This window comes from Actinopolymorpha sp. B17G11 (assembly GCF_040196095.1).
In the GTDB taxonomy this organism is placed as follows: domain Bacteria; phylum Actinomycetota; class Actinomycetes; order Propionibacteriales; family Actinopolymorphaceae; genus Thermasporomyces.
On sequence record NZ_JBEFTW010000076.1, the window covers coordinates 1 to 10,204 of the forward strand.

The window sequence follows — 10,204 nt, forward strand, 5'->3', positions numbered from 1 at the left end:
CAGACCGCGATCGCTGGCTATATCCGCTGGCGCAACCAGCGCTGCCACCCCAAACGCCACTTCGCCATCAACTCCAAGATCCGACGCCCCGATTACCTACCCAACGTTGCTTGACGCGGCACTAGCTGCCGACGCCAACCGCGAGTGAGCGAGGCGCCCTTCCTAGGCTCACCTTTGTCTCAAGACACCGCGGCGAGGGCCGGTTTAGGGTTACTGATGGTTGTGGGTCCGGGAACTGGCTTGTCCGAAGAGCTGATGCCCGGGGTCAGATCAGTCACGCAGGATTCCAGAGTCGTCGCCGAGTGCCCTCCCGGGCCGCGCAAAAACTGTTCCGTTGACCTTGGTGAGTGGCTGAGCCGCTGACCTTGCGTTCCGATACAGGGCCAGCGTCCGGATGAGGATCCCCGGGTTCGACACCCGCGAATTCGGCCGATTGCCGTGGCGCGATGGCAAGCGATGGGCCATGGGCGAACGACCACCTTTGACTACGGTGCGTTCGGCTAGACGTAAGGAGAGGCTGTGTTGCCGAGCGAGGCCTACTGCACCGAGCCCGCCGCCTGGGCACTCTCGCGAATGTGATCGAGCGAGCGGGCGGAGGTGGCGGTGGGGGTGTATTCCAGGCCGATCCGTCCGGTGTAGCCGAGCTTTTGCAGGATCGTGAGCTGTCGGGGCCAGTCCACCGAACCGGTGCCGGGTTCGTGACGTCCGGGGACGTCGGCGATCTGGACATGGGCGAGCCATTGCGTACGCCCGGCGAGCACGGCTTCCGGGTCTTCGTCCATGACGAGGGAGTGGTAGAGGTCGTAGAGGAGTTTGACCCGTGGTGAGGCGACCTCGTCGAGGATGTCGAGGCATTCGGTGGTCGAGTCCAGGAATGTGCCCAGGTGGTCGACCCTGGAGTTGAGATTCTCCAGGAGCAGCGTCGCATCATAGGGTTCGAGAACCCGTGCCGCCTGGCGAAGCGCGTCCACGATGGCCTGGTGTTGGGTCGATCGAGGTACACCCGGCCGGTCCTGGCCGGCAGTGACCACGAGATAGGGGCAGCCGAGCTTGTCGGCTGCCGCCGCGGATGCGGCCACGGCTGTGAGAAACGTGTCGTGTGTCGATGGGTCGACGAGGTGGCCCATCGGTTCGACGCACATCACCTGGAGCGCCGTGCCGGTGGCGTGCAGTGTCTCGGCGAGTTCGTCGAGGTTCTTGGTTCGCCAGAGCCAGATCTCCACCGAAGGTACGCCGAGCTCGGCGGCGGCCCGCACACGGTCAGCGGCGCTGTCGCCCGCTTCGCCACCTCGCCCGCCGTGCTCGGTGAAAAGGAGCTCGAGGTTGGCCGAGAGTTCGTACATCGGGATCGCAACCTTTCTCAGTGCACTGGAGGACACACAGTGTGCCGTCTACCGGCTCCATATTCAGCCGCCGTTGACACCCGGGGCGGCCGGCCCATCAGCCATGACGCCGACCTCTCTATAAGGAGAAAAACACCGTCGAACGGCTGATCAACAAGCTGAAGGCTTGGCGAGGCATCGCCACCAGGTACGACAAGACCCCGGAGAGTTACCTCGCGAGCCTACACCGTCGAGCCTCGATGATCTGGATCAAAGATCTCACCCGAACGACCCATTGATCACGACTCAATCTGCATCGACAGGTTCGGGACGGTCGGGGACGGCCTGCCGTATTCTGCAAGCCATGACGCGCTACGTGGTCGACGCCAGGACCTTGCTGCACATCGTGTCGACCGGTGTGCAGATCAGTCCCGATCACCAGCTTGTCGCACCAAATCCGGTGCGGTCGCAGGCACTGTCGCTGCTGTTCGAACGGGTCAGATGCGGTGAGCTCGACGAGGTCGAGGCGTTGCGAATGCACGAGCGCCTGACCGAGGTGAAGATGCGGCTGCTGGGCGACCGGGTCTCCCGTCGCACAGCCTGGCGGATCGCCCGGGAGCAGGGGTGGGACACTATGGGGGATGCCGAGTACCTCGCCGTGACGCGGCTTCAGGCCGATGCGCTGGTCACGATCGATGAGGCATTGGCTCGTCGGGCGGACGGCATCGTTCCCGTGGCGCCGCTGGACGCTCTGAGTTCCTCCTAAGGCGCTCGCAAGCGAGCATTCCGGCGAATCGCCGGCCCGTCACGACCACCATGTCCACGTCGGACAACCGTCGCCCACGCCCCTGCGCCAGCGAGCCATACAGAACCTGCCCTGCGACCTCATCAGCGTTCTGACCCCAGGCCACCGCGCGCCCGATCATCTCCTCGTGGAACACAGTCACATCCGCAGAGCCTAGACAGTCCCGCCCGACCGGCGGTGAAGCTACGGAACCTGACGCCCCTCGGGCTGGCGCTGTCCGCATGAACGCGCATCGGCTCAGCGCCGCGGACACCTCGCCAACGGTCTTGATGCAGCCGAGTGTCCGGCAAAGGACGGTCTACCGGGCACCGTCTGGTGCTTCCAGTTCGAGCGCGTGGGCCAGCTTCACGGCGTCGAGCAGTGGGCCGTCATCGAACACCGACAGGAACTCAATCGCCTCATCGATCGGGAGTACCTGAACCGCAGTCACTTGCTCGCCGTCATCGGGATTCGTCGGCTCGGCGACCAGCTCGATATCTGCAGCCGTGTACGCCCAGTAAGAGATCGGAAACGGCAAGTGCGGCCGGTACGGTCCGGCCACGCTGTGATCGACCCGGAAGGCACCGATCCATTCCAGCGGACCCTTGAGCCGACCCCCCACTTCCTCGTACAGCTCTCGATCGGCTGCCTCGAGCAGGTGCCGGACTACGAACTCGACGACGTGCGCATCGTCACGTCCACCCAGGAGCTCAAGGCGATGTTCGACTCCTTCCGCGGCACCCTGCTCGAACTACTGCTCGAGAGGGCGGCCTCGGTGCAAGAACTAGCCTCCGCCGTAAAGCGCCCAAAGAGCACGGTCGCCTATCACGTCGATCTGCTGGCCGAGGCCGGGATGCTCAAGGTTGTACGAACGCGCATGATCCGGGGCGGGAGGAACGCTTCTACGGGAGAACTGCCCGAGTCTTCTACGTCGGCCAGATCACGCCTGAACAGACCGAGCTGATCCCTAACCGAATGGCCGAGTGGGCAGCCGAGGCCGCTCCCGCTCACATCGACGACAATCTCCGCGCGATCAAGCGCTACGCCTGGATCGACGACGCCGACGCCGACGCCGAGGAGTTCTACCGCCGCGTCCTGGACCTGGTCAACGAGTTCGCGCAGCAGCAACTCGGCGGTGCCGCGGTCACCGCGCAGACAAGCCGCGACAAACGGTTCCTGCGGACGACTCGAGCGGTACAGATCTCGCAGGACACCGACCTCTGCGCCGTGGTGGATCCGTTCGTCGAGGCAGTGAACCACAAAGCCCGCCTTGGTGTCTTCGGCGTACGGTCCCGCGATCGGTCCGAGTCGTTCGGCGAGCCTGTCCGGGTCCAGAGCCGCGAGATTGCCGTGCCAGTACTCGTGGCGTCGTTCGAGTTCGACGATCGCGTCCGCCGCCGTCCCGGGCACCGCACAACGAGTCTCCAGAATCGGATGGGAAGCCGAGCCAGCTGTCGCGGTTGTCCTCGGGAGGATCACCCATCAGATGGCAAAAGCCGCCAGGCAATCGTGGTGAACGGCGGCGGATCAAGGGTGGATTCCTGCCGTCGCAGTAGAACAGCCCGTCCTCGCCCCGGCGTACCCACCAGCAGCCCGGTACCGGCTCCCACAAGTACTCCACATCAGTGAGACCATCGATGCGGTCACGGAAGCGCTGCCAGTCCCAAGCAGACAACTCCAGCAACTCAGCTTTCAGCAGCGATGTCGTCATGGCCCGAACGTAGCCACCAACTAGGACACCTACGGTCCTATTTCGTGGCGAGCACCGGGCGATGCCCCTGCCCTTCGGTCGGGGTCGCCGTACGGCGGGTAGGACAGCCTGGCCATCATCGGGGCCAGCAACTCCTGTAGTCGCGCGGCGCGCTCAGCGCTCAGGTAGTCGCTCCAGTCCTTTGTTTTGGTGACGATCTGCCCGTACACATGTGGTGTCTCCTTGAGCCGCGTGAGGTCTGGCTCGCGTTCCATGATGATCTCTGGATCGAATTCCTCGCCGACGAAATGGCAGACCCGCTTCATCGTCGTCTGGGCGTCACCGGTGAAGTCGGCGTAGGGCAGGAGCAGGAAGGCGTCGGGCAGGCGATCCGCGGCCTCGATCGCCAGCGTCGTCCGCTGTTCCCACCGCTTCGCAAACGCCTTCAGCGACATTCTGGTCCAGCTGCGCGACTTCGGATCGATCTGAGACCTGCGAACGTAGGAGCTGTAGACGTCTACTGGGTGCCTGTGAATGTAGATCAGTCGTGCCCTCGGATAGCAGCGCAGCAGCCGGTTGACGTGGTGGATGTGCGAGGGCGTCTTTTCCACGACTCTCCTCGCGCCACGGACGAGCCGAGCATGGTGGAAGTACGAGCGCACGAGAAGGACATGGCCGGTGGCCGCCCAGATCAGGTCCTTTGCACGCTGGGATGGGATTCTCTTTTGAAGGACGATACCGGTGCGCATCAGATGCCGAATCGGCGCGAGCGAGGCGAGGAAGTCCTCATATCGCTGTGAATCTCCCATATAGCCGTGAAGGCTGCTTGGGAGGCGCGGTCCGTACGTCGCGTTCTGGTTGGCATGAGCCATGACGGCGCTCTCCCTGAGGTTCACTTCGCGTGGGCGGAAGGCCTCATGTTTTTCCAGGATGCGGCTGAGGATGGTGGTACCACTGCGTGCTTCGCCGACGATGAACACAGGCGCGGCCTCCCGTTCCGCCCGGGAGATCTCGAGAAGGTTCATGGCCGTAGAAGATAGTCATGTACGCCGTCCTCGGGCGTCCGAAACGCTTTCCGAGACCGACCGCGCTCACCCAGCGTGACGCTCGCTCAGTCGGCGTCGGACCGACGGACGCAAAGGCCACGACGCCTCGGCGCAGAGCGTCGACGCTGGCGCGGGCAGTGCGACGGAGTGGACCCTCGCCTGCCGCGTCGGCAATCTGATCGGCCAGGTCGATGATCTGTTTCACCCACCGTACGAAGTCGCCAGCAGCAAGGCCTGACTCGTCCAAGACCACGGTGAGGGACATTCCGGAAGCCAAGCGGTAGGCCGCCCACGCAAAGCCGAGGTCGGGCTCGCGGAGAAAGTCGTGCCGGAAATCGGATTCGAGCGCATCGAGATCGCCCCGAATCCGTACGACATTGCCTAGCGCCTCGCGTGCCGCACCACCGGGTAGGTGGGCGGACCCACGTCTTCAGGCGTACGAGACTCATAGACAAGGGCAGAAAGGCACGCCGCCAGCTCGGCTGGGTTCAGCGCGTCCCACGTGCCTTGGCGCAGGCACTCTGCCGCCACGAGATCGAGCTCGCTGTAGATCCGGGCCAGCCGGTCGCCGTCGAGATGGCCGGCCCTCGGCGGAACAGTGACCGCGCTAGCAAGCTGGGAGTGGATCTTCTGGCTGAACGTCCCGATCGGCTTGATGGTCCTGCCTTTGCTCTTCCGGAAGGTTCCAGAAACCCACGGCGCGAGGGCGCCGCTCGACCTGCCTGGACTGATCCTGGTCACCTGCGCGGCCCTCGGGTTGATCTGGGCACTGGTACGCGCGGCCGGGGTTGGCTGGACCGCGACAGAGGTCGTGGGAGGGCTCGCAGTCGGTGCACTGCTGCTTATCGTCTTCCTCGGATGGGAACGTCACACCCCGCACCCGATGGTGCCGGTCGCCTTCTTCCAAAGCCGCGGATTCGCCACCGGCAACATCGCCGCGCTACTACACTCCGCCGTCATCCTCGACGTGGTGTTCTGGATGGCGCAGTTCCTCCAGACCGGTCTCGGCTACAACCCGATCGAGGCAGGACTGCGGCTGCTCCCATGGACCGGGACGATGCCACTCATCGCCCCACTGGCCGGCGCACTCGCCGACCGCTACGGAAACCGGATCGTCCGCGTATCCGGCCTACTGCTCCAAGCCGCAGGCATGCTCTGGCTCGCACTGATCGCCGCCCCTGGCACCGGCTACACCCAGATCGTTGGGCCACTGATCCTCAGTGGCATCGGCGCCTCGGCCGTCTTCCCCGCAGTACAAAACACAGTCCTCAGCGCGGTGCGAAACAACGCACTCGGACAGGCAGCCGGAGTACACAGCAAGGTGCGCGAGTTCGGCGGCATGCTCGGCATCGCCATCCTCGGCGCGGCATTCGCCAACGCCGGTGGATACGCCAACCCCGACGTGTTCACCAACGGCTTCACCGCGGCACTCACCGTCGCAACGGTCTCACCATCGGCGCACTCATCGCCATCACCGGCCCGAGCCGCCACACCCGACCATGACACCCACCCACAACCCACGCAGCAACCACCCCTCCGGAAGAACCAGCCGCCGGAGGGGGTGGCAACGATCATCAAGCGTCGTCCGCAAGGGCACTTTCGCCACCGAGTATGCGTTCGGGACGCCGGACGAATGCCGGCTTCTGCATTCCGGTCTCAACGACACCTACGCCGTCCACCTCGGTGACCGCAGGGTCGTGATCGCTATACGCTCGGCGAGCAGACTCTGCTGGACCGGTGGCTGGAGCAGTTACGGACCTCTTTGCGTACGGACCCGCCGGCCGACGTCACCTTCATCATGGAGCAGATTGCCGACATTCGACGCCGCATCCGGGCGTTCGATCCGGGACCTGGCGGCTGGGGCATCGTGCACGGCAACGTCCAGGGACTCAACCACAACTTCACCGCCGACGGAGAGATCACGTGGTTCGACTTCGACCTGTGCGGATACAGCTGGCGCGCCTATGACATCGCCGTCTACTACACGCGGATTCCCGAGCTAGTGAGAGCGCCCGTCATCGACGGCTACGAGTCCGTGCGTCCACTCAGCGACGCCGAGCACGACATGCTCCCCACGCTGGGGAGGCTGGCCTGGATCCGGGAAGGCTTGCGCTCCAAGGACCTCGTGAAGCGCCTGCACGAGCCATACATGTCGTACGCATGAAATATCAGCTACGGGGCCGCCGATCATTGGGACGGGCCGAGGCGTGTCCGATCCCCAAACAAACACGGGCTCGACGAGGGCTCCTGACTCGCTGCTGGTCGGCACCCGTCTACGACCAGCCCGGCGTCGATGTTGAGCTGACGCCGGGCACGACGGACAGCACCTCGGCCCACGCTGTGCCGGCCGCCACACCGGCTCGAGGCTGAACGCCGTGCGGTAATTCGGTTGGCGGTCTGGACCGGGAGGGGCAGGATCGGCGGACGTGACTAGCAGTGCGCTCTGGGACGAGGAGACCGCGCGGCGGTACGACGACCTGTCCGACGAGATGTTCTCGCCTGAGGTGCTCGGGCCGACCGTGGACTTCCTGGCCGACCTCGCCGGCGACGGCAGGGCGCTGGAGTTCGCGATCGGAACCGGCCGGGTCGGCGTGCCTCTGCGGGAGCGCGGGGTGCCCGTGGTCGGCATCGAGCTGTCGCAGCCGATGGTCGACCAGCTTCGGACCAAGGTCGACGTGGAGACGTTGCCGGTGACGGTCGGCGACATGGCGACGACGCACGTGCCCGGCGAGTTCGCGTTGGTCTATCTGGTCTTCAACACGATCTCCAACCTGCTCACTCAGGACGAGCAGGTGGAGTGCTTCTGCAACGCCGCCCGACATCTGGCCCCCGGTGGCCGGTTCCTGATCGAGCTCTGGGTGCCGCCGCTGCGTCGCCTGCCACCCGGCCAGCTCGCGGCGCCGTTCGACGTCAGCGAGCATCACCTCGGGTTCGACACCCATGACCTGGTGCACCAGATGTGCACCTCCCACCACTTCACCAAGGAGCCCGACGGGACCTGGCGCCGCGGCGCGGGGCGATTCCGGTACGCCTGGCCAGCCGAGCTGGACCTGATGGCCAGAATCGCCGGCCTCGAGCTCGAGCGTCGCGTCGCAGACTGGGACGGCCACCCGTTCACCGATGAGAGCCCCAAGCACGTCTCCGTATGGCGCAAGCCCGCCTGAGCTGAGGACGCGCCATCACCGGTCGACGTCCGTCCGTCAGGGATCGGTCATCGGGCAGACAGGTCGTGCTTGCCTCGCGCGGAAATCTCTGGCCACGTCCGTCGGTGACTGCAAGGGTGGATCCTCGTGATCATGCTCGAAGAGGCCCTCCGGCAGATCGTGGGCGATCTTCACGACCTCGGTTCGCACTGGGCGCTGGTCGGCGGCCTCGCCGTTTGCGCGCGGGCGGAGCCGCGACCCACCGCGGATGTCGACATCGCCGTCGCAGCGCCCGATGATGCGGCGGCGAAGGCACGTGTCCGTGACCTGCTCGCGGCCGGCTACCGGTCGAGGGAGTCAATCCTGCACGACCAGACCGGTCGACTCGCGACCGTACGGCTGCTCTCACCTGTCGCCGGCGAGGACGTGGGCGTCGACCTGTTCTTCGCGAGTTCCGGCGTCGAGCCCGAGGTCGTGGGGGCGGCGGAGTCGTTGGAGGTCCCGCCGGGCCTGACGATCCCGGTCGCCCGCATCGGGGACCTGATCGCGGTCAAGCTCTGCTGGCGGCGTAGCGAGAAACGCGACCGCGACCTGCGTACGTTGATCGAGCGGGCGGACGCCGAGGATCTCGAGGACGCCCGTCACCTGATCGCTTTGATTACCGAGCGCGGCTATCATCGCGGCCGGGATCTCGAGGCAGCACTAGACAGTTGGCTGGGCGCTCCGTGAACGAACCGCTGAACATGCGCCCGCAGGAACGACAACGGTCGATGCCTGGGGCGAACCGACGGCGACCATGCGGGATGCCCGCAAGGATCCCTCACCAGACGGCTTGAGGGTACGGACTTCCTTCGTGGCTGGTTACCGTTCTGAACGCTCTCTGTCAGCCAACCAAGAAGCTGCACCCCCCGTGCTGGAGGCGGTGCGACACATCAACTCCTGCTTCGGCATGATCTCAACGGCGCAACGGGGCCTCTATGGGCTGGCGCTGGAGGTCCACAGTCCCTACCGACTCTCAGAAGTCAGAAACTTGCTCCCGCTGCTCTGACCCAACATCGGTGCCGTTCAATCCTGCTCTCCCAACCGCCAAACCCATTGCGGCAACAACAGGCTCGAGGCCCCGTGCTCCTCTCCCGGAGACCTCCCACAGGGGTTAACGTCAAGCTGCAAAGCGAGTGTCTGGTGTCCGTTCGGGGGCAGGCCGTCACTTGCCCTCGATCATCCGGCGCAAGGATCGATACGAACCCTCGATGTCGCCGTACGACGTGCAGAGCACCTTGGCCTGTGGCCGTTGTTTGGCAAGCGAGCTGAGCCGCTCGTACGACACGCTGATCGCTTCGATTTCGTCAGCTACTGCCTGCCGGGGATGCGGGATTCCCGAGGCAGCAAGGGCGTTCTGCGTTTGTTGAAAGCGGACTATCGCGTCTTCGAGCGTGGGGGCTAGCAGCACGACTTCGGTGAACGGTACTTGCGCTTCGGCCGCCGCCCCAGCTAGCTCGTCGATGAACTCTGTACGCAGGAGAAGCTGCGGTACAACCACCCGGTAGCCGTTCGCTAGTACGGCGTGGCGTTAATGATTGGACGGTTGTTCCTGGGAGGATGCTGGTATGGCTCATCCTCCTGCTGCGGCGTTGGTGTTGCATGACGGTGATCGGGACGTTCTTGGTTCGTGGGTGCGATCGCATTCGGTGCCGGCGGGGTTGGCTCGGCGGGCTCGGATTGTGCTGCTGGCTGCGGACGGGGTGTCGAATACCGAGATCGCTGAGCTGGTTGGGGTGAGCAGGCAGACGGTGATCTCGCGGCGGGCTGCCTACGCCGAGTGTGGCTTGGAAGGACTCAAAGACGCTTCGCGTCCGGGCAGGCCACGCAAGGTCGACCACGCGGCAATCATCGCTGAGACGTTGAAGCCGCCACCAAAGAAGCTGGGGGTCACGCATTGGTCGTCTCGGCTGTTGTGACACCTCCCGGCGTGTCCGGAGACTCCCTTCGTTGGGAGGATCTGGAACATGGCAAAACCGAGCAGGTACCCCGAGGAGCTTCGGGATCGCGCGGTGCGAATGGTCGCGGAGATTGCTCCGCAGTACGGGTCGCAGTGGGCTGCGATCACCGCGGTGGCCGACAAGCTCGGCGTCGGTGCGCCTGAGACCGTGCGGACGTGGGTTCGCCGCGCTGAGGTCGACGCTGGCAAGCGGGCGGGTGTGACCACCGAAGAGGCCGAG

14 protein-coding genes and 2 pseudogenes are annotated in these 10,204 nt (G+C 65.1%); 10 read left to right on the top strand and 6 right to left on the bottom strand.

Annotation, left to right across the window (positions count from 1 at the left end; genetic code table 11):
- Positions 1 to 536: 536 nt before the first annotated feature.
- On the bottom strand, positions 537 to 1,343 hold the full coding sequence (locus ABN028_RS34590) for a TIM barrel protein (protein WP_349332263.1): 807 nt from the start codon (positions 1,341 to 1,343) through the stop codon (positions 537 to 539).
- An 81-nt stretch (positions 1,344 to 1,424) separates the two neighbouring features.
- Here ABN028_RS34590 and ABN028_RS34595 point away from each other — a divergent pair.
- A pseudogene (locus ABN028_RS34595) lies at positions 1,425 to 1,621 on the top strand (hypothetical protein); the annotation flags it as partial.
- Positions 1,622 to 1,686: 65 nt separating this feature from the next.
- The gene (locus ABN028_RS34600) at positions 1,687 to 2,088 is read left to right on the top strand and encodes a hypothetical protein (protein WP_349699571.1); all 402 of its coding nucleotides are present in this window, start codon (positions 1,687 to 1,689) and stop codon (positions 2,086 to 2,088) included.
- 337 nt (positions 2,089 to 2,425) lie between these two features.
- Here the strand turns inward: ABN028_RS34600 and ABN028_RS34605 are convergent, their stop codons facing one another.
- The gene (locus ABN028_RS34605) at positions 2,426 to 2,668 is read right to left on the bottom strand and encodes a hypothetical protein (RefSeq protein WP_502879258.1); all 243 of its coding nucleotides are present in this window, start codon (positions 2,666 to 2,668) and stop codon (positions 2,426 to 2,428) included.
- 3 nt (positions 2,669 to 2,671) lie between these two features.
- Here ABN028_RS34605 and ABN028_RS34610 point away from each other — a divergent pair, with 3 nt between their 5' ends.
- Both ABN028_RS34610 and ABN028_RS34615 read left to right on the top strand, forming a co-directional pair.
- Positions 2,672 to 3,070 (top strand): helix-turn-helix domain-containing protein, encoded by a 399-nt coding sequence (locus ABN028_RS34610; RefSeq protein ID WP_349699573.1) that lies wholly within the window; start codon positions 2,672 to 2,674, stop codon positions 3,068 to 3,070.
- 11 nt (positions 3,071 to 3,081) lie between these two features.
- The gene (locus ABN028_RS34615; protein ID WP_349699574.1) at positions 3,082 to 3,735 is read left to right on the top strand and encodes a hypothetical protein; all 654 of its coding nucleotides are present in this window, start codon (positions 3,082 to 3,084) and stop codon (positions 3,733 to 3,735) included.
- A 111-nt stretch (positions 3,736 to 3,846) separates the two neighbouring features.
- On the opposite strand, the gene ABN028_RS34620 is transcribed toward ABN028_RS34615, so the two are convergent.
- From ABN028_RS34620 to ABN028_RS34630, 3 genes are read right to left on the bottom strand one after another with little or no spacing between them, the layout of a single operon-like run.
- Complete coding sequence (locus tag ABN028_RS34620; RefSeq protein ID WP_349699575.1) at positions 3,847 to 4,821, bottom strand: sulfotransferase family protein; 975 nt, start codon at positions 4,819 to 4,821, stop codon at positions 3,847 to 3,849.
- On the bottom strand, positions 4,712 to 5,209 hold the full coding sequence (locus ABN028_RS34625) for a hypothetical protein (RefSeq protein ID WP_349699579.1): 498 nt from the start codon (positions 5,207 to 5,209) through the stop codon (positions 4,712 to 4,714). The genes ABN028_RS34620 and ABN028_RS34625 overlap by 110 nt, the downstream gene beginning before the upstream one ends.
- Before the next feature lie 14 nt (positions 5,210 to 5,223).
- Positions 5,224 to 5,373: a hypothetical protein gene (locus tag ABN028_RS34630; RefSeq protein ID WP_349699580.1), complete on the bottom strand. Its 150-nt coding sequence runs from the start codon at positions 5,371 to 5,373 to the stop codon at positions 5,224 to 5,226.
- A gap of 19 nt (positions 5,374 to 5,392) precedes the next feature.
- On the opposite strand from ABN028_RS34630, the gene ABN028_RS34635 reads away from it, so the two are divergent.
- The 4 genes and pseudogenes from ABN028_RS34635 to ABN028_RS34650 all read left to right on the top strand — a co-directional run bounded on the left by ABN028_RS34635 (position 5,393) and on the right by ABN028_RS34650 (position 8,714).
- Positions 5,393 to 6,529, top strand: coding sequence for an MFS transporter (locus ABN028_RS34635; protein WP_349699581.1), 1,137 nt, complete (start codon positions 5,393 to 5,395; stop codon positions 6,527 to 6,529).
- A gap of 18 nt (positions 6,530 to 6,547) precedes the next feature.
- Positions 6,548 to 7,006: pseudogene (locus tag ABN028_RS34640) on the top strand (phosphotransferase); the annotation flags it as partial.
- A 262-nt stretch (positions 7,007 to 7,268) separates the two neighbouring features.
- Positions 7,269 to 8,006, top strand: a complete 738-nt coding sequence (locus tag ABN028_RS34645; RefSeq protein ID WP_349332256.1) for a class I SAM-dependent DNA methyltransferase — start codon at positions 7,269 to 7,271, stop codon at positions 8,004 to 8,006.
- 132 nt (positions 8,007 to 8,138) lie between these two features.
- Positions 8,139 to 8,714, top strand: coding sequence for a nucleotidyl transferase AbiEii/AbiGii toxin family protein (locus ABN028_RS34650; protein ID WP_349699576.1), 576 nt, complete (start codon positions 8,139 to 8,141; stop codon positions 8,712 to 8,714).
- 475 nt (positions 8,715 to 9,189) lie between these two features.
- Here ABN028_RS34650 and ABN028_RS34655 read toward each other — a convergent pair whose 3' ends face one another.
- Complete coding sequence (locus ABN028_RS34655; protein ID WP_349699577.1) at positions 9,190 to 9,525, bottom strand: hypothetical protein; 336 nt, start codon at positions 9,523 to 9,525, stop codon at positions 9,190 to 9,192.
- Between the two features lie 67 nt (positions 9,526 to 9,592).
- On the opposite strand from ABN028_RS34655, the gene ABN028_RS34660 reads away from it, so the two are divergent.
- Entirely contained in the window at positions 9,593 to 9,943 is a 351-nt protein-coding gene (locus tag ABN028_RS34660) for a helix-turn-helix domain-containing protein (protein ID WP_349699578.1), read from the top strand.
- 48 nt (positions 9,944 to 9,991) lie between these two features.
- Positions 9,992 to 10,204 (top strand): transposase (locus tag ABN028_RS34665; protein WP_502879259.1); only part of this gene is annotated, 213 nt, incomplete at its 3' end.